Raw genomic sequence first — 24,952 nt, 5'->3', positions numbered from 1 at the left:
GATTCTCTCGCTTGCCGCCTTGCTGCGACTCCAATTACTTTGGGTATGGACATTGATATCACCATGACTATTGCATTTACCCGCTGGCCGGACGATTTGGCGCAGCGCTACCGCGAACGCGGTTACTGGCTGGATCTGCCGCTGACCGATATTTTACAACGTCAGGCGCACAGCGATGCCGTTGCCATCACCGATGCGATTTCCGCGCTCACTTACCGCCAGCTGGCTGTGCAGTCAGACAGGCTAGCCGCCGCGCTGCGACGTCGCGGGCTGAAGTCCGGCGATACCGCGCTGGTGCAACTGGGTAACGTGACCGAATTTTACGTGGTGTTTTTCGCACTGCTGAAAATCGGCGTGGTGCCGGTGAATGCGCTGTTCAGCCATCAGCGCAGCGAACTGAACGCTTATGCGGCGCAAATCCAGCCCGTGTTACTGATTGCCGATGCCCATCACGCGCTGTTTGCTGACAACACATTTGTGGATGCTTTTGTTAAAGATCATCCTTCGCTGCGGGTGATGGCGTTGCGTAATGCGCCAGAGGTGGAACATTCGCTGGCAGCCTGGCGCGAAGAGGACGCGGGAGATTTCACCGCCGCGCCGACCCCGGCGGACGAAGTGGCCTTCTTTCAGCTCTCCGGCGGCAGCACCGGTACGCCAAAACTTATCCCCCGCACGCATAACGATTACTACTACAGCATCCGTCGCAGCGTCGAGATCTGCCGGTTTGACCCGCAGACCCGTTACCTGTGCGCCTTGCCCGTTGCCCACAACTACCCGATGAGTTCCCCCGGTGCGCTCGGCGTGTTCTTCGGTGCCGGCCAGGTGATTCTGGCGACGGATCCCAGTGCGCAGGTCTGTTTCCCGCTGATTGAGCAACACGCCATTACGGTCACGGCGCTTGTACCTCCGGCGGTGACGCTGTGGTTGCAAGCCATGAACGAATGGGAAGGGTATCCGTCCCTCGCCAGTTTGCAACTGTTGCAGGTTGGCGGCGCGAAATTGGGCGAGACGCTGGCCGCGCGTATTCCGGCGGAGATTGGCTGTCAGTTACAGCAGGTATTTGGCATGGCCGAAGGGCTGGTGAACTACACGCTGCTGGACGATGACGACCGGCATATCCTCACGACGCAGGGCACGCCGATGTCCCCGGACGATGAACTCTGGGTCGCCGACGAGCAGGGAAATCCATTACCCGTGGGCGAAACCGGCCGCCTGATGACGCGCGGCCCCTATACCTTCCGCGGCTACTACCTCAGCCCGGAACACAATGCCAGCGCCTTCGATGAGCAGGGTTTTTACTGCTCAGGCGACCTGATTTCACTGACCGAAGACGGTTATGTGCAAGTGCAGGGGCGGCTGAAAGACCAGATTAACCGCGGTGGTGAAAAGATCGCAGCGGAAGAGATTGAGAACCTGCTGCTGCGCCACGACAGCGTGATTAACGCCGCGCTGGTGTCGATGCCCGACAGCCTGATGGGCGAGAAAAGCTGCGCCTTTGTGGTGACGCACAGTGCCGTCAAGCCCGTTCAACTGCGCCGTCATTTGCGCGAGCTTGGCGTGGCAGAATTCAAACTGCCCGACCGCTTTGTGCGGGTGGATCTGCTGCCGCTGACGCCGGTCGGTAAGGTCGATAAAAAGCTTTTACGCGAGCAGTTGGTTTTAAAAGAACAGCTCATTGCACAAGAACAGCCTGAGCCTCAGGGAGAATAATTCATGGCCATTCCAAAACTCGAATCCTACACGCTGCCTGCGGCGAGTGAACTGCCCGCCAATAAAGTCAGCTGGAAGGTTGAGCCACAGCGTGCGGCGTTGCTGATCCACGATATGCAAAAATACTTCCTGAATTTCTGGGGCGAAGACAGCCCGCTGATTCAGCAGGTGGTGGAGAATATCGCGGCGCTGCGCCGTTACTGTAAATCGGCAGGCATTCCTGTGTTTTATACCGCGCAGCCGAATAACCAGAGTGACGAAGATCGCGCGCTGCTTAACGACATGTGGGGACCGGGCCTGAATAAACATCCTGACCAGCAGGCGGTGGTGGATGCACTGGCGCCGGACGGTGACGATCAGGTGCTGGTGAAGTGGCGCTACAGCGCATTTCACCGCTCACCGTTACAGGATATTTTGCAGGAGAGCGGCCGCGACCAGTTAATCATCTGCGGGGTGTACGCGCACATTGGCTGCCTGACCACCGCCATCGACGCGTTTATGCGCAATATTCAGCCCTTTATGGTGGCCGACGGACTGGCTGATTTCTCCCGCGAAGAACATCTGATGGCGCTGCGCTATACCGCCGGGCGCTGTGGACGGGTGGTGACGACCGCGGAACTCCTGCCGCAGAGCAACGGCCAGCAAATGGAAAGTAAAGCGGCGCTGCGGGCGCTGATCCTGCCGCTGCTGGACGAAGACTGCGAGGATATGGCCGACGATGAGAACCTCATCGACTACGGTCTGGACTCGGTGCGCATCATGGCGCTGGCAACCCGCTGGCGGAAAATCCGCGACGATATCGATTTTGTCGCGCTGGCAAAAACGCCGACGATTGATGGCTGGTGGACACTGCTGTCCGGAGAAAAAGCCTGATGAGCACAATATGGGATTTCAGCGGTAAACAGGTATGGGTCACCGGTGCGGGGCAGGGAATTGGTCTGCACACCGCACTGGCGTTTCAGAAAGCGGGGGCGACGGTGACCGGTTTCGATACAACCTTCAGCGGCGATGATTACCCGTTTCCCACTGAAGTGATGGATATCACCGACAGTCAGGTGGTGACCGCAGTTTGCCAACGTCTGCTGACCAAACAACCAGTACTGGATGTGCTGGTCAATGGCGCCGGCATTTTGCGCATGGGCGCCACGGATGAGATAAGCGACGATGACTGGCAGCGCTGTCTGGCCGTGAATGCGGGCGGGGCGTTTAACCTGTTCCGCCATACGTTGCCGGTATTCCGCCGCCAGAAGCGCGGTGCGATAGTCAGCATCGCCTCGAATGCTGCCCATGTGCCGCGTGTCGGTATGTCGGCCTATTGCGCATCGAAAGCGGCGCTGCGCAGTTTGTGTCTGACCGTCGGGTTAGAGATGGCTCCGTTCGGTGTGCGCTGTAATCTGGTGTCGCCGGGTTCCACCAACACGCCGATGCAGCAGGCCATGTGGCAAACGCCGGATGCCGAACAGCGCACCATCGCAGGATTCCCTGAGCAGTTTAAGCTCGGCATTCCGCTCGGCAAAATTGCGCTGCCGCAGGAAGTGGCTGACGCGGTGCTGTTTCTGGCGTCCGACAGCGCCACGCACATCACGATGCAGGATATTGTGATGGATGGCGGCGCAACGCTGGGAGCTTAAGTAAGAGAGAGGCCGGGGTGGCACATCACTTTATCTCCGCCGTTGAGTGGCTGAATCTGCCGCAGGCGGCGCATTTCCCAGGGAAGATTGCGCGCTGCCACTTTGCGGTGGATGCCTACCATGATGGGCTGTTTGCTGAACTTGGCATCGTTTTTCCTCCCTCCCTGACGCGTGCCGTACCCAAACGGCGCGCGGAATTTCTTGCCGGGCGCTATCTGGCGTCGGTGGTTTTGCCTTTCCTGGGTTATCCGCAATTTACTGTCAGTATGGGTAACGACCGCGCGCCGTGCTGGCCGAAAAACGTTCGTGGCTCGCTCAGCCATAACGCCACTACCGCACTTTGCACCGCGCAGCGTTGCGGCAATTCATCGCCTCCCGGCGGTGTGGGGATTGATGTTGAAACCCTGATGGACGGGCAGCAGGCGCTGGAGCTGTTGCCGATGATCGTTAACGGTGGCGAATATGAGCTGCTGCGCCGCCATCCGAATCTCCCACTTTCCACGTTACTGACCTTAACGTTCTCCGCTAAAGAGAGCCTGTTTAAGATGCTCTATCCGCAGGTGGGCAGACTGTTTGGTTTTGCGGATGCGCAACTGGTGGCGCTCGACGAGCAGGCGGGCCGCCTTACGCTGGAATTAGCCACCACGCTTTGCGCTGAACTCCGCGCCGGAATGCGCTTTGAGGGTGTCTACCGGCTGAGCAGTCAGGACGTTATTACCTTTTTTTATTCCTGATGCTTACGTCAATAAAAAGGGCGTCACCCGCACGGCATGACGCCCTTGTACTTTCTATTTTTCAGTTTCGCTTTCAGTTAGCCTTTCGTTTTAGAAATCGACATTCACCCCGAGCTGGAAATTACGTCCTGGCATCACGGCCAGTGCCTGATTGTAGGCATCCTGTTTGGTGTTGTCAGTCAACTGCCGGCTGCTCAGGTAATCCCAATATTTACGGTCGGTCAGGTTATACACACCGCCGTTGACTCTGACGTGCTTTGCCGCCTGCCAGTAGGCCGTCAGATCCACCATGCCGTAGCCCGGCACACGCATATAGTCGGTGGAAGAATCGGTCAGCGCCGAGCCGTTATTGGTGTAGCTCTGGCGGTTGGTTGCGGTAGCTTTCTTGCCTTTGACGAAGGTGGCGGTGACGGCTGTACCGTAAAGACCCGACGGATCATCCCATGCCATGCCGGCGATGGCTTTCATTGGCGGTACGCTGTCGAGATCCACGTATTTGTCGCCGTCATAACCCGATTTGGATTTCCCTTCGCTATACCCCAGCGCCAGCGTGGTGCTCAGGCCATTGACGCGGCTAAACCAGCTGCCGTAGTTGAGTTTGGTGCTGACTTCGCCACCGTAGATGTACGCTTTATCGCGGTTTTCAGCCTGATAAATCGTATAGATATTGGACGGTACATTGCCAAACATCGCCGGGTTCGCCGAGCGGGTATAACGGGTGTTGGCGATAAAGTTTTTGTAGGTGTTGTAGAACATGGCGGTTTTGAACGTCATGCCTTCGATCGCTTCGCCTTTCATGCCCCATTCGACGTTATTGCTGGTTTCGGTTTTCAGATCCGTGTTGCCGATCAGCGCATACTGCTGGCGGCCTGCGTAGGAGGAACCCAGATTCCATGAGCCGTATAACTGGCTGGCGTCAGGAAACTGTGCGCCGCGTTTGTATTGCAGGTAAGTCATCAGCTTCGGCGTGATGTCATACATAAAGCTGAGTGACGGCAGCACCTGGGTGTCGGTATTCGGTTTGCTATACAGCGTGCTGACTTCGGCACCGTCGAGCACCGTGCTGCCGGTGGTCAGCTCCGACAGGTTACGCGGTTTGGTCTTCTGATAGGCCACACGTACCGCCGGAACGACGGAGAAGTCATGGCCGTCGAGGTCAAACTTGATGTTGTCCTGCATAAAACCGCCCAGCGCATAAGTACGGCTGTCGGATTCCGGCTTCATGATCGAACTGTTGGTGGTGTCACCCTCTTCCTGACGGAACGGGCGCGAGGTCTGCGAAACGCGCGCGTTCAGCCCGGCGCTGAGTGCATGACGCCCCAGCGTTTTCAGCCAGCTGGTTTCGCCGCCATAGGTGTCAACGTCATAGTCGGAGTAGACCGTTTCCATGGTGGTGGCATCGGCAGGCATCTGCGTCAGGTCATGGGCCTGAGCCTGTTGGTAATACACTTTTGAGACCACGGCATCGACGTAATCGTTGAACGGCGTCCATTCATCTTTCAGGCTAAGCCCCCAGCGGCGGGTATTACTCTGCTGCCGGGCGGTACCTAAAATGGCGTTGCCCGCGTTATCCCAGCTGTCGTAATGGGTGTGGTTGACCTTCTCGTAATAATCGACCGTGCCGGTAAATTTATGCACGTCGTTGGGCTGCCAGATCCCTGACGTCATGACCGCCGTCGAGTGCCAGTTAGCCGGATAAGCATCCATTGTTCCGCTGTTATTGCGGGTCTCCTGCCCGTCGCGGCGGCTGATAGCGACCACGCCGCGCAGCGTTTCATCACCGGCTGCGGCAGTCATGCCGTTGTGCCAGCTGCGGTCGGAAGAGTCGTAATCTGACTGATAGCCGAAGTAGGTGGTTTTGTCGGGGGTCAGGTAGTCATCCGCTGATTTAGGCAGGAAGGAGACGGCACCGCCGATTGACGTGTTGGCGCGTTCTGCCGACGTCGCACCGGATTCGATCTCCACCTGGCCGTACATGTACGGGTCGATGTAATCGCGTCCGATCCCGGATGTCCCGAGGCCCGCCCGGCTGGCGTAACTGCGGCCGGTGGCGTTGGGCTGCGGGATGCCGTCGACGTCGATACCGACGCGGTTACTTTCCAGACCACGGATGTTGTAGCCGGTATAACCTGCACGGTCGAAGCCGCTTTTACCCGCTGACGAGCCGCCGCTGGATCCCGTTGCGCTGATCAGGGGTTCATAACGCATGATGGTGCCAAAATCATTGCCGCCTTTTTTCTGCATATCAGCGGCGGTGATGGTGGTTTTCGAGCCGGGCTTTTTGTCTTCTGCGACGGAGGTGACGGTCATCACTTCTTCACCGCTTTGCGCCAGATCCTGCGCCGAACGGACGACCGGTTTCTTTTTCACTGTGGCTGACGTCTGGGTTTTCCCAGCGTCAGTTTGATTATTGTCCTGTACGGTTTCCGCTGCGTTGGCATGTAAAGTCGAACTGAGGATGGTCCCCAGAAAAATAACGTTTTTGACGATTCCCTGCGCTTTAAAAGGTTTGAGCATTTTAGTTTTATTCCGCACTAATTATTAAAATATGCTCATCACTTGCTGCCTTTTTATCCGTCATCCTTACTAACGTGTGGCGAATAAAAAACAATCAGAATTTATGTTATCTGAAAGAGTTCTCAGTCCTGAGAAAGCCATTTATCCTTATAAAATATGAGTTTATTTTCGCGATGTCTCATTTGCGGCTTGTTGCGGATGATAATCGTTATCACTATAATGGCAAGTAAAATGTTATTCTGGATGCAATTTATAAACAAAACATCAACCACGTATCCGACAAGATTGATCGCAGCTCAGCGGCCACTGAAGATGACCATGCGGCTGTCTGAGATAGATATTTCAATGCACAAGTGACCCGAAGAGAGAGAAACGATGGAACAGAACCACGTAGAAAAATCGCCAACCGGTGCGCCAGTCAGGGTGAAAAACGAGCTGGCGTTTCGCCGCATTATTGTGAAGCAGGTTGAGACCATCGCCGGGTGCTTTAAGCGCATCGTACTGGAAGGGGAGCAGCTTCAGGGCTTCTCTTCAAAGGGTTTTGACGACCATACCAAACTGTTTTTCCCGGCCACGCCGGGAGACGAAGTGACGCCACCGACCGTCAGCGATGACGGCATTGTCTGGCCGGAAGGCCCGCGCCCGCAGAGCCGCGACTACACGCCGCAGAGCCGCGACTACACGCCGCTCAGCTTTAATGCAGAGAGTCAGGAGCTGACGCTCGACTTTTACCTGCACGACGGTGGCGTAGCCAGCCAGTGGGCGGAGCACGCCCAACCGGGTGACCCGCTGGTGATCGGTGGCCCGCGTGGATCGCTGGTGGTTCCTTTGACCTACGGCTGGCAGCTTTACGTGTGCGACGAGACCGGGCTGCCGGCGGTCAAACGCCGTCTGGCTGACCTGCGCGACGGCGGCGCTAACCCGCACATCACGCTGGTGGTCAGGGCAAAAAGCGCGCAGTGCGTGGAGTATTTGGATCCCGGCCCGGAAATTAGCGTCGAGTGGATCATCACCGAGGGGCGGAGCACGGAACAGGCTGACGCCGCCGTAATGAATAAGCTGCTAAGCCTGGCCTTGCCGGATGCAGATTACTTCGTCTGGCTGACCGGCGAAGGGCAGTTTGCGAAAACCATGAGCGACTATTTCACGCTGACGCAGGGCATGGACCCGACCTTTGTGCGCTCGGTGGCTTACTGGCATAGAAAACCTTAACCGGGACTGCGGCGAAAAATTCATGCTTACGCCATTTCAGCCGATACTCTTGTAATCGTCCTTTTTAAAAGAGATCGGCATGAAATACATCAGCGTTTGGGTCGTGGCTGTTAGCCTGCTGGCAGGGTGTTCTAGCATCGATAAACCGGTCGGTTCACCGGACTATCGCCCGCTCAACGCCAGCGGCGTCAGCGGGGAAGCCAGTTATACCCTGTCATTTATCGCGCCTATCGATCGTCACTCACGGGAAGTTACCTTCCGAAAAATCCACGACTTTTGCGGCGGCAAGTATGACATCACCGGTGAAAGCAACGACGGGCGCGAGGTTCACCTGTCGTTTTTGTGCGCCAGTAAACTGGCACCGCCTTCCGGCGCGATTTACATCAACCGCTCCAACGGCACTACGTGGTAACGCCCGCCGCTTAAAGTGCCGGCTGGTCAAGATAACGTGCGGCGAACAGCTGTTTCAGCTGAGTTAACTTCGGCATATCGTTGATGGCGATATACGGGTTATCCGGGTTTTCCGCCATATAGTTCTGGTGATAATCCTCGGCTGGGTAGAAGTGGTTCTGCGTTTCGATACGGGTGACCAGCGGTTTGGAAAACGCGTGGCTGTTATTGAGCTGCGTGATGTAGGCCTGCGCGACGTTGGCCTGTGACGCGTTCAGCGGAAACAGCGCCGAGCGGTATTGCGGCCCGCTGTCCGGTCCCTGACGGTCCAATTCTGTCGGGTTATGCGCCACGGAGAAAAACACCTGCAACAAGCTGCCGTAGGATATTTGAGTCGGGTCAAAGGTCACTTCGACAGACTCCGCATGGCCGGTGGTGCCGCTGCTGACGGTGCCATAATTGGCGGTTTCCGCCGTGCCGCCGGTGTATCCCACCACCACTTTCTTCACCCCTTTGACATGCTGGAACACGCCTTCAACACCCCAGAAACAGCCACCGGCAAACAGGGCGGTTTCGTTGTGAGAGGTGGCCGCGGCTTCATCCTGCGCAGGGGGAGCAATGACGACGGCCTCTTCTGCGCCACCAAATGACCAGGCGATGCTGCACCACAGCAACGCCGTGACCGCGATAAACACGCCCCAGACTCCCGAGCGGCGAAGGGACAATAAACCTGCACTGGATGTTTTCATGCTGAACCTCACTCGTGATTAACCAAAGGTGAAGGCGTAAGCCGTCACGCCGCTGTCTAAAAATTCGATGCTGAAAGTATGTTCGCCCTGATTGTCGGCCTGGCGGATTAACTGATACAGCCGCTGGTCAGTGACCACGCCGTCGCCGTCGGCTGAGATATCTGTTCCGTGCATGGCGCCGGGCGCTTTGCCATCGAGCAGGACTTTAAAACGCACTGGTTTGCCGTCTTTGCCCGGCCCTAATACCAGATGTAAATCTCTGGCCTGGAACTGATAGGCGATGCGCCCCGTTGCGGAATTGAGCTGAATACTTTCCCCGCCAATCGTCCAGCGGCCCGCCAGTCCCCATGAGTTGAGATCCAGCGCCGCAGGCAGGGTGTAATCGGCCGGGGCGTCGGACACTGCGCTTTCAGACACAAAATTCTCTGCCCGCATATAACCCAGGTAGGTCTCCGGCGAGAGTGCGCCTTGCGTATCCGCGGCCTGTTCAACGCCTTTGCCCTGCACGTCGCTTATGGACGTCGCAACATTTTTGGCGCCGGCTTCGCGCAGCAGTTGCTGGATCACCTGTTCGGACTGGGCATATTCCCCTTCACCGAAGTGCGTATGGCGGATTTCACCTTTGGCATCGATAAAGTAGTGTGCAGGCCAGTACTGGTTATTGAAGGCGCGCCAGATGCTGTAGTTGTTATCGATGGCAATCGGGTAGTTGATGCCAAGCTTCTTGGCTTCTTTGGTGACGTTACTGATATCACGCTCGAAGGCGAACTCCGGCGCATGAACACCAATGACGACCAGCCCCTGATCCCGGTACTTATCCGCCCAGGCTTTGACATAAGGCAGGGTGCGTAAACAGTTGATGCAGGAGTAAGTCCAGAAGTCGACCAGCACCACTTTGCCGCGAAGCGATGCGGCGGTCAGCGGCGGGGAGTTCAGCCATTGCACGGCGCCGTCGAGTGAAGGCATCGGGCCTTCGTCATCCAGCACCGGCATTCCCGTGGCACCGGTTTTTGCGGCCGCCGCCGGAGGATTTGCCGCGTTATTCACGCCAAATTTTGTCAGCAAGGTTTGCTCGATACCGCCGGTTGACGCGGTGGAGATCCGCGCCAGCACGCCGGTATCCAGCCCGAAGGCAATCGCCACTACGCCAAGCAACATGGCAGCGCCGAGCAGGCGACGGATCCATTCCCCGGCACCGAGCGAACGTTTCATCGCGCTGAACACTTTGCCCCCAATCAGCAGCGCCAGCGTCAGCGAGGTAACGGCCCCGGCGGCGTAGGCCAGCAGCAACAGTGTGGAGCCAACATTCGCCCCCTGAAGCGCAGCGCCGGTCAGCACCAGACCGAGGATAGGCCCGGCGCAGGGAGCCCACAGTAAACCGGTGGCGATCCCCAGTAAAAACGAGGTCCCCATCTGCGGCTTTTTGCCCACCGTCAGCGCGTTGGTCATGCGGTTACCCGCCGACACCAGCGGGTGCATCATCCGCTCACCAATGCCTGGAAACAGCAGGCTGATGCCAAAGAGCGCCATCAGCACCAGCGCCAGCCAGCGGCCATACTGATTGGCCTGCACGACCCAACCGCCGCCGACCGCAGCCAGCGTCGCGACCAGCGTAAAGGTCAGCGCCATCCCTGCCAGTAGCGGCAGGCCGGTGCGGGCGAAGGATTGGTCTGAACGGGCAAACACGAACGGCAGCACGGGTAAAATGCAGGGGCTGGCGATGGTCAGCACACCACCGAGGTAAGCCAGAATAAGGATCAGCATGGTCGTTCCTTAGTGCAGGGTAAGGGCGCGAAGTATTATTGTTTTGGGTGTTTACAGCTTTGGACGCTGCTATTGTGCCAAACCAACAAGGACTTACGAATGACGGCAGAATGACAAAAATGTCATCAATGCCTCTCTGCCTTTATTTTGCCCTGCCCGGAACCTTCTGAGATCTTATTAACGAAAAGTTTAACTCTGTCACGGATGTTTAACGTAAGGCGCTGAGCCTGTGGTTTCTATAATAACGTTGGTTTTTTTGTGGCAACTTACGCAGAGTCGTGAAGATGGGAGATGTGGTGAAACGGCGTCCACCACATGTTGGAAAAATTCGGTGAGGTTATTTAGCCAGGAGCTCTTTACGGACGATTTCTGCACCTGCACTTAAAGCATCCAGCTTGCCTCTGGCGACTGCGCGAGGTAAAGGGATCATGCCACAGTTGGTGCAAGGATAGAGTTTGTCGGCGTCGACAAACTGCAAGGCCTTTCGAAGCGTCGCGGCGACTTCTTCCGGTGTTTCAATGTTATTGGTTGCCACATCAATGGCCCCTACCATTACCTTTTTACCGCGAATAAGCTCCAGCAATTCTATTGGCACATGAGAGTTCTGACATTCCAGTGAAATAATATCGATATTAGATTTTTGCAGTTTTGGAAAAATCTCTTCATATTGTCGCCATTCGGTGCCCAGCGTTTTTTTCCAATCTGTATTGGCTTTGATGCCATAACCGTAGCAAATGTGGACAGCCGTTTCACATTTAAGCCCTTCGATAGCTCTTTCTAAAGTGGCAATGCCCCAGTCATTCACTTCATCAAAGAAGACATTAAATGCTGGCTCATCAAATTGAATAATATCGACGCCCACAGCTTCTAATTCTTTGGCTTCTTCATTGAGAATTTTAGCGAATTCCCAGGCGAGTTTTTCGCGACTCTTGTAGTGGTTATCATAGAGCGTATCGATCATGGTCATCGGCCCTGGCAGAGCCCATTTAATAGGTCGTGTGGTTTGCTGACGTAAAAACTTCGCATCTTCGACAAAAACGGATCTCTGTCGGCTTACCGGTCCCACCACCGTCGGCACGCTCGCTTCATAGCGGTTACGAATTTTAACCGTTTCGCGTTTTTCGAAATCAACGCCGCTAAGGTTCTCAATAAACGTAGTGACAAAATGCTGACGCGTTTGCTCGCCGTCACTGACAATATCAATACCTGCCTGTTGCTGATCTTCCAGACACAAACGCAGGGCGTCCAGTTTGCCGTCAATTAATTCCTGATCCTGCAATTTCCACGGGGACCAAAGCACTTCAGGTTGTGCCAGCCAGGAGGGCTTAGGTAAACTGCCCGCCGTCGATGTCGGTAATAATTTTTTCATCACAGGTGACCTTATATTTTTTAGTTAATCAAAGAACGGATTGCGCAGACCATTGTTCGAGAACAGTTTGATAGGGTTTAATGAAGTTCTCTTCAGTAAACTTCCCCTGCTCAATAGCCAGTTGGCTACGTTCTTCCCGATCGTAAACAATTCGGGTTAAAGAATAATCCTGGTAATTCAGGCTTGGCTGATACTGTTTTCCTGCTGCGGAATTAGCGTTGTAAATCTCAGGCCGGTATATCTTTTGGAAAGTCTCCATCGTACTGATGGTACTAATAAGCTCAAGATTAGTGTAATCACTGAGTAAGTCGCCAGTGAAGTAAAATGCTAAAGGCGCAACGCTATTTTTAGGCATGAAATATCGAGCCCGTAATCCCATCTTTGCGAAATATTCATCAGTCAGGGAAAGTTCATCCTGCTGATATTCGACGCCCAATACAGGATGTTCATTGCCAGTACGGTAATAGATGTTTTTACTTGAGACGCTCAGGCAGATAACGGGTGTTTTATTAAAGTTATCGTTATAAACATCAGAGCTAACGAAACGTTTAAATATATTTCCGTGCAATTCGCCAAAATTATCTGGAAAGCTAAACCCGGCTTTAGCCTTGTTGTGCTCTGGCAGTAAAACGCTAAAATCATAATCTCGTACATAAGAGGAAAAGTTATTTCCTAAAATGCCTGCGAAACGTTCGTTGGTTTTGTTATCAACAATGCTTGTTTTTAATATTTCAATGACCGGGAATGTATCAGTCTTACCTTCAATATTGATATTCAGCTGAGCCGTAATGATGTCAAGTTCAACAGAATAGCGATCCGCCGTGGGATTGTCCCAATGAGCCAGAGAATTAAAACGGTTGTTAATCATTATCAGGGTGTTGCGCAAGTTATCCTGGCGTTTCTCACCCCTTGCCAAATTAGCAAAGTTAGTCGTAATACGCGTATCTTCCGAGGGGTTGTAATTTTCGTCGAAACGAAGGCTCTTAATAGTAAATGTAATTTTTTTATTCATTGTGATCTGATGTCCCGACGTCTGATATAAAACGGTTTTTATTTCTGGTTTTTATCTCAGCCATCTTCATATTTTCTATTGTTAATAACAATGTACATTTATGCCTGAGTCATTGATTGAGGAAAAGTGATTTAATTTCATTAAACATGAGCCATATTCATGATCAGGTGTACGTTCAAAATGATGACAGAGCAGATGCACAGAGTCACCCGCTGAACAGCTGTACTAAAGCGATGAAAGAAAAGAGGGATTATTGAAGGGGTCTCTGGGTGAAGGCGGGCCGTGCAGCTCATTGCTTGCTTTCGGTCGTTTTAGTTGAGGAACTTAATCCCGATGCTCTTGAAACCGCCAGTTTACTGCGGTAGATGAGCATCATCTACCGGTAGACCGGAACTCTTTTGCAGGGTTATGCGGCAGGCAGTGTCCATAAGTACTCACGCTGTATTCATGATTTAAATCATCAATGATGATGCACCGGCATTGATACAAGTCGCCTAATGCGCTGCGGAGCACTTCGTAAGATGGTAGGGCAACCTGGCTAAAACTAACGTGTATTTCAACGTGCCTGAGCCAGGTTATTGGAATGCCATGTGTAGTGAGATGTGTCGATAATTTTTCTTTGTATGCGCTGAGTATTGAACGAGAGATTTTCCCATAGACAGTGACCTGTCCGGTTAAAAGATCAAACGTGAGTGTGTTAATGCTTTCAGCCATTGCACAGGATTTTAATCTTCCTATTGCCCAGTAACCCTCGTCATCGTTGTTACGGCTGTTGAATGAACCCACCAGGCCTGTGGCTATATTGAGTAACTCTTTTCTTCTCGCCATGTTTTCCCTTTTATTTGGCAACGCTCACAATCATCTAGGATGACAACCTCACACCTCAATATCAAATAACTGTCTCAGCGCCAATTTACTGCGTTAGGTTCTCATCACCCACCGGTAGCCGGGAACCCGCGTTAACCAACCGTGAAATTACGCCTTCAAGACCGTGACGCCTTTTTCTTCCAGGCTGTTGATCCAATTCTCATCGGTGCCGTTATCAACCACCACCGTGTTGATTAACGAGGGGCTGCCAATGACAAATGGCGATGCGGCGTTGATCTTTTCTGGAGACACCAGCACGACCGTTTCCGCAGCTCTGCCGGAAAATGCACGTTTGATGCACGCTTCTTCATAATCACCTGTGGTGAGTCCTGCTTCAGGATGAATGCCGGTGACGCCCATAAAGAAAATATCGGCATGAATGTGACCGATACCTTCAATAGCAGTCGCACCTACGGTGACGATTGAGTGCTTATACAGTCGTCCGCCAATCAAAATCACCTCGATACCCGGATGCTCTGTCAGCCCCAGCGCGATACTGGGACTGTGTGTCACCACGGTAATACACAGGTCGTGCGGAAGATACGTAATGAGCTCTGACGTTGTGGTCCCGCCATCAATAATCACCACCTGGCCTGAAGAAATTAGCTGTGCTCCTTTTTGAGCAATCCGCTTTTTAGCTTCTGTTTTTAGTGACCTACGTTCAGAAAATGTGGCTGCGGCTGAAGATGACGGCAAAGCGCCGCCGTGAACGCGTTGTAAACGTCCTTCGGCTGCAAGCTCGCGCAAATCCCGTCGAATAGTATCTTCGGAGACCTCAAACCGGATACTCAGATCTTTCGAAAGTACCTGTCCATCGGCCAAGAGTTGGTCAAGGATGAGTTGTTTGCGTTGACTGGTGAGCATGAGAGTATTCCTGCTGTTGCACGTTTTATCTTGAATATGCACGATGTTGCTGTTTATGATATTCACTCTACGTATAGGGAAGCCAGCATGCAACCAAAATGAGCAGAAATACACATCATTTAGGTTGCTTTATCACGTGGCTCTGAAGGGCATTTTATGAGGTTACAATGAATAAGAAACTGATTCTGATTGCAGGTCCATACCGCAGCGGCACTGACGGCAAACAAGAACTTATCGAAGCGAATCTCGCCAGGTTAGAAAATGCAGCGCTGGCGGTCTACCAGCGTGGACACGTCCCCGTTATCGGGGAATGGCTGGCATTACCCCTGGCGAAAGCGGCAGGTTCTGAATCTATCGACGATGAGATCGGTGAGTCTATGATCTATCCGGTCGCGCACCGGCTTATTACAAAATGCGATGCCATTTACCGTATTGAAGGCGTTTCTAAAGGGGCTGATATGGATATCGATATTGCCCGTCAGCACGGGCTAGCCATTTATACCTGTCTTGAAGACATCCCTGTAGCATGATTTTGTCTTCACACTGCCTGCAACTAGGCAGTGTGAAGTGCCGGATCAGGGCTATTGCCGACGTTACGTGTCCGCTTTAAGCCCCTTCAGGGCTCACTAAGCAATCCATAAGAATGTAATGTGCTTCTTTACGAATATGCTGATTAATAAGAGGCACAAGCCGTCTAAAATGTTCACTCGCACAATGCGCATCGAGTGCTGCATGGTCCTGCCATTCCTCTATAAAAATGAAATGTCCCGGATCCTTTTCATCAATATACAGATCATACGCAAGGCAGAGAGGCTCTCTCTTCGTTGCTGCTACCAGTTCACGGTATAGAGGGAGAACGGTTTCAATACTCTCAGGTTTTATGAAATCTTCGGCAATGACTTTTAACATTCGACACTCTTCATTAAAAACGGACAGGCGCACTATGTGGTAAGTACGTATTTTGGACAAGATTTCTTAGTGTTGTACGGACAATACGTTGGATCGCTGAAGATTATTCAGGGGGATTACCAGTACATCCCGTTAGATAGTCTGATGAACTGGTAATAGCTGAATACGCAAACTGAGGAGGGAATATGGGAAAGGACTGGCACAAAGCAGATGTTATTGCGGCACTTCATAAGGCAGGACGCTCGCTGCGCAATCGCGACTTGCGGGGCTAAGCGCATCAACATTGGCTAATACGCTGAGTCGGCCATGGCCCAAAGGTGAAATGTTGATTTCCAAAGCTCTTGGTGTGTCGCCAGCCAAAATCTGGCCAAGCCGCTATTTTTAACCCGGAGGTAAAGCCATCTTGCGAGTTGTCCGAGATAAGGCTGGCTTGATCAATAAGGCAGGTATTAAAAGGTGAATATATATTGAACGTTGCGAGTTTGGTGATTTGTTTTTTTTGCATTCAGACGTATAGCTTAATAAGTGAATATTTCTAAAAATAGATGAATTTAAATATTCCCTGCTCCCGGATTCAGAATGTTAATTTCTGAATCCGGGAGCAGGGAAATTCATCACTTCAATTCAAACGTGTATCAGGTTCACCCCGCCAGCCACACCTCTACCACATGGTTAGTCCCGTCATCGGTCAGCGGGATCATCCCGTCGGTCAGCGGTTGTTCATCCATGATGACCCGATACTCCCCTTCGCCGCGTTTAACCGTGATCAGATACTGGCTGCTGCCCTGCTGGTAAGTCAGGGTGACCTGCGGCCAGCTGGCGGGCAGGCGAGTGTTGATAGAGATAAACCCGCCGTGGCGTTTAATTCCTAGCAGCGACTCGGTGATCAGCCGGTAAGTCCAGCCGGCAGAACCAGTGTACCAGCTCCAGCCGCCGCGGCCGTTGTGCGGATCGACGGTGTAAATATCGGCAGTGATGACATACGGCTCGACTTTGTAGCGCTCAACCGCGTCGGCGTTCAGGCTGTGGTTGATTGGGTTGATAAGGCGCATCAGTTCCCATGCCCGTTCGATATCGCCCATCTCGGCGAAGGCCATTACCGCCCAGATCGCACCGTGAGTGTACTGGCCGCCGTTCTCACGCACGCCCGGCAGATACCCGCGAATGTAGCCGGGGTTCGGCCCGTCGCCGTTGAACGGCGGCGTCAGCAATTTAATCAGCCCCGTTTCATCGTCAACCAGCCGCGCATCGAGCTCTTTCATCGCTTGCTGGCTGCGCTGCGGGTCGCCCGCGCCGGAAATTACGGACCAACTCTGGGCGATAGCGTCAATCTGACACTCGTTGTTGAGGTGCGAGCCGAGCGTCTCTCCGCTGTCGAAATAGCCACGCAGATACCATTCACCGTCCCAGGCGTTATCGTGCAGATTCTGTTTGAGCGTCGCTGCCTGCTGGTGGCACAGCTCAGCAATGTCAGTGCGGTCTAGCCGTTCGGCCAGCGCCGCAAAGCGCTGAAGCACGTTGTAGAGGAAGAAGCCGAGCCAGACACTTTCCCCCTGGCCTTTGATGCCGACGTTGTTCATGCCGTCATTCCAGTCCCCGGCGCCCATCAGCGGCAGGCCGTTTTTGCCGAAGTTCAGGCCATGCCGGATGGCGCGCACGCCGTGTTCGAACAGCGTTTCATTCAGCCCGCTGGGCGTCGGCTGCTCGTAGAATGACTCCTCTTCCGGCGCCAGGAGCCGGGCTTCGATGTAGCCCACGGGCTGCTCTGCGATGCCGGTGTCACCGGTCACGTCGATGTAGTGACACATGGCCAGCGGCAGCCACAGGTAATCATCCGAGCAGCGGGTGCGCACGCCGTTACCGGATGGCGGGTGCCACCAGTGCTGGACGTCGCCTTCGGCAAATTGCCGTGAAGCACAGAGCAGGATCTGCTCGCGCATACGCTCCGGTGCAGCGTGGGTCAGTGACAGGGTGTCCTGCAACTGGTCGCGGAATCCAAATGCGCCGCCGGACTGGTAATAACCACTGCGCGCCATAATGCGGCACGCCAGCGTCTGGTAAATCAGCCAGCCGTTGGCCAGTAGATTGACCGCCGGTTCCGGGGTGGTTATCTGGATTTTATCCAGCACCTGATGCCAGTGATGGTGAATATTATCCAGTTCGCTGCGCACCGTGCCTTCATTGAGGAACTGACCAATCAGCTGCTCGGCCTCCTGCGCGTTTTGTCCCAGCCCTAAGGCGAACACAAAGGTGCGCTGATCACCGTCGATGAGGGTGGTCGCCGACTGCACGGCGCCGCAAGGATCCAGCGCCGCGCCGGTTTTACCCGACAGCCGCTGTTGCAACATGCCGGCCGGAGAGGCCGCCGAACCGTTGCGCCCAATGAATTCGCGACGGTCGCCGCTGACTGAGCAGTGGACGCCGGTTACCGCGAAGAAGCCGGTGCGTTCGGAGCCGTTACTGCCGTAGTGATTAGTCGCCAGCACGCTGCAACCGCGGTCGGCAGGGCCGGGACGGGTCACAATGTGCATGGCAGATTTGGCGCGCAGATCGGCCATGATCCACTCGACATAGCCGGTGGCTGACAGCTTGCGCGGCCGCCCTGAGTTGTTGCTCAGAGTGAGGATAAACAGTTTGACCGGCGCATGTTCGGCGACCAGCACCGTCAGCTCGCTGTCGATACCGCTCTGGCGGTGCTCGAAAATGCTGTAGCCGAAGCCGTGGCGCGTAAGGTAATCCCCGTTGCCACGCACCGGCAGCGGGGCCGGCGACCAGACTTCGCCGCTCTCTTCATCACGCAGGTAGAAGGCTTCGCCGGAGCTGTCACTGACCGGGTCGTTCTCCCACGGCGTCAGGCGGTATTCATGGGCATTCTCAAACCAGGTGTAAGCCTGGCCGCTCTCGGAAACCACCGTGCCGAAACTGGCATTGGCGATGACGTTGGACCAGGGCGCAGGCGTGTTTTTACCCTCGCCGAGCAGGATCTGATACTCGCGCCCGTCCGGCGAGAAGCCGCCGAAGCCGTTAAAGAAGGCCAGTTGTTGGGTGTCGAACTCGCGCGGTGTATGACGGTTCTCCGGCAGGTTAGGCAGTGTAACCAGCGGCGGCTGCGCGTTGTGGGGGGTCTGCAATTTCTGGTTCACCTGATCAAGCAGGCCGCCGTGACGGTCATCAATCAGGATACTCGCCACGCTCATCAGCAGGGTGCGATCCTCTGAGGTCATATGCTCGGCTTTACGCACGAAGATGCCGCCCGGTTTGTCGATGAGGCTCGACTCTGCACCGGCCGCCACGCGGCTCATGATCTCGTTGTGTAACTCCTGCTGATAGCCGCCTTGATCGTTACTGAGGATCACCAGATCGACGCTCAACCCTTTCAGGCGCCAGTAGTTGTGGGCCTGAATCAGACAGGTGACCATCAGCATATTTTCATTACTGGTCACTGACAGCAGGACGATCGGCAGGTCGCCAGAGAGCGCATAGCCCCACAGGCCGGATTGTCCGCGCCGGTTGCGGGCGAGAGTTTGTGCATCAGCACGCAATTCGGCGCTAGGGAACAGCACCGCGCTCGCCAGCCGGTTGAACAGATTGGCATCATCCTCGTTGGCGTTAATCTGGCGCAGCATCACCTGGCTGTGAGACCAGGCCATCTCAAACACGCGGTCAGCGATGTTGTGGTCGCGGTATTTCTCCATCAGCGCCAGACTGAGGTGCCGTTCTTCGGTGATGCCGTAGACCATGTCGATGATCAGCGGAATACCCGGTTTTAACACCACGCGCTGGCGGATGGCAACGATAGGATCAAGTACCGGCCCGGCGCTGTTACCCAGCGGCCCGGCGGTACGCAGTGCCTGCGGATCGGCGGCGGTCTGGCCACGTCCGATAAAGGCGGCGCGGTCGGTTTCGAACGAGGTTTCGCGGTCGGTCGGGCCGTGGATCGCCATCATGTGGAACAACCACGGACAGGCCTCACTCTCCTCACGCGGACGGCGATGACAGAGGATCCCTTCGCGATCGGCCACCAGTTCGGTCTGCATAAACAGGTTGCTGAAGGCGGGATGTGTCAGGTCGTTGGCCGCCGGTGCCAGTACCACTTCGGCATAGGTGGTGATTTCAATGGTGCGCGGCTGGCGGCCCCGGTGGGTCAGCGTCATGCGGCGCAGTTCGACGTCATCCTCCGGCGACACCACGATTTTGGTATGGATCGTCAGGGTACCTTCGGTGCGTTTGAATTCGACTCCGGCGTCGGTAAACACCGCCTGATACAGGTTGGCTTTTTTGCCCACCGGTTGCCAGGCGTTGCTCCACATCTCGCCGGACTGCGGGTCGCTGATGTAGCAGAAGGTCCCGCGGTTATCGCGGGTGACATCTTCGCGCCAGCGGGTCAGCGCCAGATTGCGCCAGGTGCTGTAGCCGCCGCCGGCCTGCGTCAGCATCAGGTGGTATTGGGTGTTGGAGAGTAGCTGAACTTCCGGGATCGGGCTGTCCACGCTGTTGAACTGGCGGATATCAAAGTTGGTGGCCTTAAGCCCCCCTTCGACTGACTCAAACTGACGGCGCGGACTGTAGAGTTCCACCGCGTCTGGCACCCGTTCCTGCAACAGCAGGCGGGCAGACTGGAAGGATGGGTTGGCGGCGAAGCGGTCAACCATCGGCGCATCGAGCAGCAGATGAGAGAGCGCGAGGAAACTCATGCCCTGATGGTGCGCCATGTAAGAGCGGACAATCACGTAGGTTTGCCCACGGTTGAGCCTCGACGGCGAGTGATCCAGTGCCTCGTAGAAGCCGTACTCGCCGCGTGCGCCCATGCTTTCGAGCTCAATCAGGTTATCGCAGGCCTTTTGCGGCTCAACCACCAGCGCCATCAGCGTGGCGTAAGGGGCGATCACCATGTCCTCGCCCAGACCGCGCTTGAGGCCCAGGCCCGGCACGCCAAAGGCGTGATATTGATAGTTGTGGTTCGGGTCAAACGACGCGTAGGCGGATTCAGAAATCCCCCACGGCACGCCGTGCTCGTTACCCCATTCAATTTGCCTGTTAACCGCCGCTTTGCACATCTGCACCAGCAGGGTGTCGGGATAGCCCGGCATCACCAGTTGCGGCATCAGGTATTCAAACATCGAGCCGCTCCATGACATCAGCGACGGTTGTTTGTCGATCACCGTAAACAGACGGCCCAGTGCGAACCAGCTTTTTTGTGGCAGCTGATTGGTGGCGATAGTGAAGTAGTTAGTGAGGCGGATCTCGGAGGGCAGCAGGTCATAACTGCCGCTGTCGAGCTTGCCGATGTCGCAGTTGTAGCCGACGCTCAGCAGGCTGGTGGTGCTGTTGTAGAGGAATTTGAAGTCCATGCGGGCGTGTTCGGCCAGCCGTTGTTCCAGCTCGCTTATCAGCACCAGCCGTTTGCGCGCCAGCGTCACCGTCAGGGCGATTTTGGCGCGGTTCAGCCCCGGCACTTTGCCTTCCAGCCGTGAGAGCCATACCAGAGAGGGCAGCACTTTTCCGGCCGGCTCCTGCTGCATCCAGCCAAACAGCAGCGCCCACTCCTGACAGAACTCGCTCAGTTGCAGTTGTAGCGCACTCAGCCAGCGATGCTCGCCCGTGGACTCATGCAGCAGCGTTGAGGTCAGCGTCAGCATGGCGTTCAGTTCACCAAACACCAGATGCACCGGCAGTGAACCGGCTTTCACCCAGTGCTGGCGCAGCGGTTTGAGGGTTTCGCGTCTGGCGGTGCCTGCGCCGCTTTCGACCAGATACAAGGTGTCTTCCAGACCGGCCAGTACGGTGGCGATATTCATCGCGGGCTGGTCGCGCATACCGGCAAAACCGGTGCTCAGCGTGAGCAGATGCCCGGCCAGATTGCCGCTGTCGACGCTGGAGATATAGCGCGGGTTGAGCGGCGTCAGCGAACGGGTGTCGTACCAGTTATAGAGATGACCCCGGAAGTGCTCGAGTTTGTCGAGGGTATCGAGCGTCTGCGTGGTGCGCAGCAGCAGCTCACCCTGCGTAATGTAACCGAAGTCCAGCGCGGTCATATTTGCCAGTAGCGACAGGCCGATGTTGGTCGGCGAGGTGCGGTGAGCAATCACCGGTTCGGGCACTTCCTGATAGTTATCCGGCGGCAACCAGTTCTCCTGCTGGTTAACGAAGGTGGCGAAGAACGACCAGGTTTCGCGACCGGTCTGGCGCAGGAAGCGGCGCTGTCTGACGTTGATATTGGTTTTCGGGCGCACCGGCGTTTTGCTCAGCCAGCTCAGCAGGCGCGGAGCCAGAAACCAAATGGCCCCCAGCGGCACGGCAACGGTCATCAGCAGCGGGTTGAAGTGCATGGTGAGTAAAATCAGCACCACGCCTGCCACCGGGTTTATCCACATGGCGCGGTAGAAGTTCTCCGGTGCCAGCGAAAAGCGCGATTTGCTGGCATCAAAACTGGTCCACTCCTGTAAATGTTTATGGCTGACCACCAGCCGCCATAGCGTCACCAGAATTGCTTTGAGTGTATAGCCGCTTTCATGCGGCAGCGTGGCCAGATACAGAACAATGTGCGACAGGCGGCTAAGCGTACCGGCGATCACACAGCGGATATGCTGAAGCAGCGGACGGCGCGGCCCTTTATTGAGCAAGTCCAGCACCAGCGCGATGGCGGTAGGAAGCAGGATCAGCGTGGCGATAAACGCCAGCCAGTATCCGGGGTTGGGCACCAGCGACAGGGCGGCGAAAATCATCACAAGCAGGCTGGGCGCGACCAGACTGCGGCGCAGGTTATCCAGCAGTTTCCAGCGCGATAGCGTACTGAGCGGGTTGGCAGCGCGGGTGCCGTCGGTCTGACGCACCCGCAGACGCAGCCAGTTAAATAACTGCCAGTCGCCACGGATCCAGCGCGAACGGCGCGATACATCCACCAGATAGTTGGCCGGATACTGCTCGTAAAGAACGACATCGCTGAGCATACCCGAACGGGCGTAGCAGCCCTCCAGCAGGTCATGGCTGAGCACCAGATTTTCCGGACAGGAGTTATCGGTGGCCTGCATAAACATATCGACGTCGTAAATGCCTTTGCCGACATACGAACCTTCACCAAACAAATCCTGATAAATGTCAGAGGCCATGGATGAATAAGGATCGTTACCCGGAATACTGCTGCTCATCGCAGCATAGCGGCCCTGTCCATAGCGCGGGATCTCCTCGGCCAGACGCGGTTGTAAAATGGCGTAACCTTCCACTACGCGGCGCAGTTGCGGGTCGTAAATCGGATGGTTAAGCGGATGGGCCATTGCGGAGATTAACTGATGCGCGGTCGCGCGCGGCAGCACGGTATCACTATCAAGAGTGATGACATATTTTACCGCGCTGAGCTGTTCCTGGGTGGCGCCCACTACAGTGGTGAACTGTTGCGCTTCACCGCGCAGCCAGCGGTTCAGTGCGCCAAGTTTGCCGCGTTTACGCTCATAACCCATCCACACGCCCTGTACGGCATTGAGCTGATTTTCCCGGTGCAGCAAGGTAAACAGGCGTCCGCCGCCGTCCGGATATTTGCGGTTGAGCTGGCTGATTTGCACACTGGCATACTCCAGCAGCAGGTCATCGGCCGGGCGAAACTGGGTGCTGCTATCGTGGAAATCGGCCACCAGGGCGAAGTAAAGATTCGCGCGAGCGTTACCGAGATAACACACTTCAAGGCCGTTGAGCAGAGCATCAATACCTTTTCGGCTGCCGAGCAGGCAAGGGACCGCCACCAGCGTGCTGAACTCCTGCGGGATCTCTTCGGAGAAATCCAGCCGTGGCAGCGGGTGCGGCGTACGGGTGCGGGTGGTGACTTCGCTCAGCAGGTTCATGATGAACTGGCTGCATACGATGACCACCGGAATGGCCAGCAGCCACAGTATCCAGTTCATGCCATGGGTGTGCGTGCGAAACAGCAGGTCGGCGGTCATGGCAGTGATGAGCAGGCTCAGGCTGCCCAGCCAGGAGAGCAGCGGTGTTTTGTTCAGCTGATAGCGAAAACGGCTGAGCGGTGAGAAATGCACCTTGAGATGTTTTTCCAGCGCTTCGCGGCCATTATTCACCAGAAAATAGCCGACATGCTGCATCCGGCTACCCGGCGGCGCGTGTTCGGTCAAGGCGATCACTTGACGGGCGACGCCCGCTTCGTCATACGGGCAGTGACGCGCCAGCATTTCAATGACGTGGCGGTAGTGATCGCGAGTGTCAAAGTGCATGGTCGGGTAAACCCCTGACGGATCCTGATGCAGGATCTTTTCGACCAGGCTCATGCTTTCGGCGAAGTCCGCCCAGTTCATTTCATTGAGCTGACGCAGGCCGGTGATGCTGTTGCTGACCGACAGCTGACTGACCGCCAGATGCTGGTTAAATCGGGCGATAAGTTCCGCCGTGGTCAGGCCCGCTTCCGCCAGACGCTGTTCAATCCAGGTCAGCGGCAGGGCCAGCATGGAGCCATGGCCTTGCAGGCGACGCACCAGTTCGGCCACAAAGGCGCTGGTTCGCGGCGGGTTAGATCGCGCCATATCAGCGATGACGATAATCAGCCGGGCCGGATCGTTCTCGGCCGAGTCCTGCATTTTATTCACCCAACGGTCCGCCAGATTGCGCTCCTGCTGGGCTTTGGCGACGTCAATACTCACGCGGCGCAGGTTTTCGATCAGTGCCAGACGCAGCATACCGGGCAGCGCCCACAGTTCGCCGAGTTTGAGCGGCGTAACTTTCTGGTAGGCGGCGATAAAGCGCGTCAGGGTGGCTGGGTCCCAGTGGCCGTCGCTGTGGGCGATGGCTTCGGTGGCGATATCATAAATACGCGGGCAGTTGTGCGGTGCGGCCAGCGCAGGCAGGCCTTTACCGAAGTTTTTCGGCAGCAGCTGACGCACCAGACGGATCTGCTCTTCAATCAGATAAAAGTTGTCGAGCAGCCACTCTCCGGCGGGGGCGATGCTGTTCTTCTCGCCAGTGCTGAGAATATGGCAGTTACGGGTCAGCAGCGCTTCATTCGCGGCCAGCCGTTTTAACAGGTAGTAAGGTGCTTTTTTACTGGAAAGCTTATGGGATTGCGCCAGCTTTTCACCATAACGTTCCATCTGGTCGGCAGAGAAAAGTTCTGCTGCAATGGGCGTGTTTTCCTGACTATCCCTGGTGGTGCGCGGCATTGCGCCCGGTGACACGGGGAGCTCTCTTCGATTCTTTAACCAGACACTGAAAGGGTTTTTCACGCG

The 24,952-nt window shown here is 55.5% G+C and carries 16 protein-coding genes and 1 pseudogene; 8 read left to right on the top strand and 9 right to left on the bottom strand.

What is annotated here, in order from left to right; all coding sequences use genetic code 11:
* Positions 1 to 63 precede the first annotated feature (63 nt).
* The 4 genes from ACZRKO_RS11730 to ACZRKO_RS11715 are packed head-to-tail and all read left to right on the top strand — an operon-like array spanning position 64 to position 4,075.
* On the top strand, positions 64 to 1,710 hold the full coding sequence (locus ACZRKO_RS11730) for a (2,3-dihydroxybenzoyl)adenylate synthase (RefSeq protein WP_463737340.1): 1,647 nt from the start codon (positions 64 to 66) through the stop codon (positions 1,708 to 1,710).
* A 3-nt stretch (positions 1,711 to 1,713) separates the two neighbouring features.
* Positions 1,714 to 2,583, top strand: a complete 870-nt coding sequence (locus tag ACZRKO_RS11725) for an isochorismatase family protein (RefSeq protein WP_463737339.1) — start codon at positions 1,714 to 1,716, stop codon at positions 2,581 to 2,583.
* The gene (dhbA, locus tag ACZRKO_RS11720) at positions 2,583 to 3,341 is read left to right on the top strand and encodes a 2,3-dihydro-2,3-dihydroxybenzoate dehydrogenase (protein ID WP_463737338.1); all 759 of its coding nucleotides are present in this window, start codon (positions 2,583 to 2,585) and stop codon (positions 3,339 to 3,341) included. Before ACZRKO_RS11725 ends, dhbA begins: the two co-directional genes overlap by 1 nt.
* A 17-nt stretch (positions 3,342 to 3,358) precedes the next feature.
* Entirely contained in the window at positions 3,359 to 4,075 is a 717-nt protein-coding gene (locus tag ACZRKO_RS11715; RefSeq protein ID WP_463737337.1) for a 4'-phosphopantetheinyl transferase family protein, read from the top strand.
* A 90-nt stretch (positions 4,076 to 4,165) separates the two neighbouring features.
* On the opposite strand, the gene ACZRKO_RS11710 is transcribed toward ACZRKO_RS11715, so the two are convergent.
* The gene (locus tag ACZRKO_RS11710) at positions 4,166 to 6,592 is read right to left on the bottom strand and encodes a TonB-dependent receptor domain-containing protein (RefSeq protein WP_463737336.1); all 2,427 of its coding nucleotides are present in this window, start codon (positions 6,590 to 6,592) and stop codon (positions 4,166 to 4,168) included.
* Between the two features lie 375 nt (positions 6,593 to 6,967).
* Between ACZRKO_RS11710 and ACZRKO_RS11705 the strand changes: the two genes are divergently transcribed.
* Together ACZRKO_RS11705 and ACZRKO_RS11700 are read left to right on the top strand one after the other, a co-directional pair.
* Positions 6,968 to 7,804 carry a siderophore-interacting protein gene (locus tag ACZRKO_RS11705; RefSeq protein WP_463737335.1) on the top strand — a complete coding sequence of 279 codons (837 nt, stop codon included), beginning with the start codon at positions 6,968 to 6,970 and terminating at the stop codon, positions 7,802 to 7,804.
* 79 nt (positions 7,805 to 7,883) lie between these two features.
* The gene (locus ACZRKO_RS11700) at positions 7,884 to 8,216 is read left to right on the top strand and encodes a hypothetical protein (RefSeq protein ID WP_463737334.1); all 333 of its coding nucleotides are present in this window, start codon (positions 7,884 to 7,886) and stop codon (positions 8,214 to 8,216) included.
* 10 nt (positions 8,217 to 8,226) lie between these two features.
* Here the strand turns inward: ACZRKO_RS11700 and msrA are convergent, their stop codons facing one another.
* The 6 genes from msrA to ACZRKO_RS11670 form a co-directional block, all read right to left on the bottom strand.
* On the bottom strand, positions 8,227 to 8,943 hold the full coding sequence (gene msrA, locus ACZRKO_RS11695) for a peptide-methionine (S)-S-oxide reductase MsrA (RefSeq protein WP_463737333.1): 717 nt from the start codon (positions 8,941 to 8,943) through the stop codon (positions 8,227 to 8,229).
* An 18-nt stretch (positions 8,944 to 8,961) separates the two neighbouring features.
* Complete coding sequence (locus ACZRKO_RS11690; protein WP_463737332.1) at positions 8,962 to 10,707, bottom strand: cytochrome c biogenesis protein DipZ; 1,746 nt, start codon at positions 10,705 to 10,707, stop codon at positions 8,962 to 8,964.
* A 337-nt stretch (positions 10,708 to 11,044) separates the two neighbouring features.
* Complete coding sequence (locus ACZRKO_RS11685) at positions 11,045 to 12,076, bottom strand: methionine synthase (RefSeq protein ID WP_463737331.1); 1,032 nt, start codon at positions 12,074 to 12,076, stop codon at positions 11,045 to 11,047.
* Positions 12,077 to 12,104: 28 nt separating this feature from the next.
* Entirely contained in the window at positions 12,105 to 13,088 is a 984-nt protein-coding gene (locus tag ACZRKO_RS11680) for a DUF1852 domain-containing protein (RefSeq protein ID WP_463737330.1), read from the bottom strand.
* Positions 13,089 to 13,460: 372 nt separating this feature from the next.
* Entirely contained in the window at positions 13,461 to 13,916 is a 456-nt protein-coding gene (locus ACZRKO_RS11675) for a hypothetical protein (protein ID WP_463737329.1), read from the bottom strand.
* A gap of 147 nt (positions 13,917 to 14,063) precedes the next feature.
* On the bottom strand, positions 14,064 to 14,819 hold the full coding sequence (locus tag ACZRKO_RS11670) for a DeoR/GlpR family DNA-binding transcription regulator (RefSeq protein ID WP_463737328.1): 756 nt from the start codon (positions 14,817 to 14,819) through the stop codon (positions 14,064 to 14,066).
* A gap of 167 nt (positions 14,820 to 14,986) precedes the next feature.
* Here ACZRKO_RS11670 and ACZRKO_RS11665 point away from each other — a divergent pair, with 167 nt between their 5' ends.
* Positions 14,987 to 15,349 carry an NUDIX hydrolase gene (locus tag ACZRKO_RS11665; protein WP_463737327.1) on the top strand — a complete coding sequence of 121 codons (363 nt, stop codon included), beginning with the start codon at positions 14,987 to 14,989 and terminating at the stop codon, positions 15,347 to 15,349.
* A gap of 76 nt (positions 15,350 to 15,425) precedes the next feature.
* Here the strand turns inward: ACZRKO_RS11665 and ACZRKO_RS11660 are convergent, their stop codons facing one another.
* On the bottom strand, positions 15,426 to 15,728 hold the full coding sequence (locus ACZRKO_RS11660) for a putative quinol monooxygenase (RefSeq protein ID WP_463737326.1): 303 nt from the start codon (positions 15,726 to 15,728) through the stop codon (positions 15,426 to 15,428).
* Between the two features lie 185 nt (positions 15,729 to 15,913).
* On the opposite strand from ACZRKO_RS11660, the pseudogene ACZRKO_RS11655 reads away from it, so the two are divergent.
* Positions 15,914 to 16,113, top strand: a pseudogene (locus tag ACZRKO_RS11655) (helix-turn-helix domain-containing protein).
* Positions 16,114 to 16,369: 256 nt separating this feature from the next.
* Here ACZRKO_RS11655 and ACZRKO_RS11650 read toward each other — a convergent pair.
* Positions 16,370 to 24,949 (bottom strand): glycoside hydrolase family 94 protein, encoded by an 8,580-nt coding sequence (locus ACZRKO_RS11650; protein WP_463737325.1) that lies wholly within the window; start codon positions 24,947 to 24,949, stop codon positions 16,370 to 16,372.
* Positions 24,950 to 24,952 lie beyond the last annotated feature (3 nt).

Source organism: Ewingella sp. C233, assembly GCF_055407225.1.
Note: the sequence above shows the minus strand (reverse complement) of the source record. Positions and strands in the feature narration are given on the sequence as shown.

What these genes read in the sequence shown, in the direction of transcription:
- ACZRKO_RS11730 (WP_463737340.1), top strand. Translation starts at nt 64, where the DNA reads ATGACTATTGCATTTACCCGCTGGCCGGACGATTTGGCGCAGCGCTAC.
- ACZRKO_RS11725 (WP_463737339.1), top strand. Translation starts at nt 1,714, where the DNA reads ATGGCCATTCCAAAACTCGAATCCTACACGCTGCCTGCGGCGAGTGAA.
- dhbA (WP_463737338.1), top strand. Translation starts at nt 2,583, where the DNA reads ATGAGCACAATATGGGATTTCAGCGGTAAACAGGTATGGGTCACCGGT.
- ACZRKO_RS11710 (WP_463737336.1), bottom strand. Translation starts at nt 6,592, where the DNA reads ATGCTCAAACCTTTTAAAGCGCAGGGAATCGTCAAAAACGTTATTTTT.
- ACZRKO_RS11705 (WP_463737335.1), top strand. Translation starts at nt 6,968, where the DNA reads ATGGAACAGAACCACGTAGAAAAATCGCCAACCGGTGCGCCAGTCAGG.
- ACZRKO_RS11700 (WP_463737334.1), top strand. Translation starts at nt 7,884, where the DNA reads ATGAAATACATCAGCGTTTGGGTCGTGGCTGTTAGCCTGCTGGCAGGG.
- msrA (WP_463737333.1), bottom strand. Translation starts at nt 8,943, where the DNA reads ATGAAAACATCCAGTGCAGGTTTATTGTCCCTTCGCCGCTCGGGAGTC.
- ACZRKO_RS11690 (WP_463737332.1), bottom strand. Translation starts at nt 10,707, where the DNA reads ATGCTGATCCTTATTCTGGCTTACCTCGGTGGTGTGCTGACCATCGCC.
- ACZRKO_RS11685 (WP_463737331.1), bottom strand. Translation starts at nt 12,076, where the DNA reads ATGAAAAAATTATTACCGACATCGACGGCGGGCAGTTTACCTAAGCCC.
- ACZRKO_RS11680 (WP_463737330.1), bottom strand. Translation starts at nt 13,088, where the DNA reads ATGAATAAAAAAATTACATTTACTATTAAGAGCCTTCGTTTCGACGAA.
- ACZRKO_RS11675 (WP_463737329.1), bottom strand. Translation starts at nt 13,916, where the DNA reads ATGGCGAGAAGAAAAGAGTTACTCAATATAGCCACAGGCCTGGTGGGT.
- ACZRKO_RS11670 (WP_463737328.1), bottom strand. Translation starts at nt 14,819, where the DNA reads ATGCTCACCAGTCAACGCAAACAACTCATCCTTGACCAACTCTTGGCC.
- ACZRKO_RS11665 (WP_463737327.1), top strand. Translation starts at nt 14,987, where the DNA reads ATGAATAAGAAACTGATTCTGATTGCAGGTCCATACCGCAGCGGCACT.
- ACZRKO_RS11660 (WP_463737326.1), bottom strand. Translation starts at nt 15,728, where the DNA reads ATGTTAAAAGTCATTGCCGAAGATTTCATAAAACCTGAGAGTATTGAA.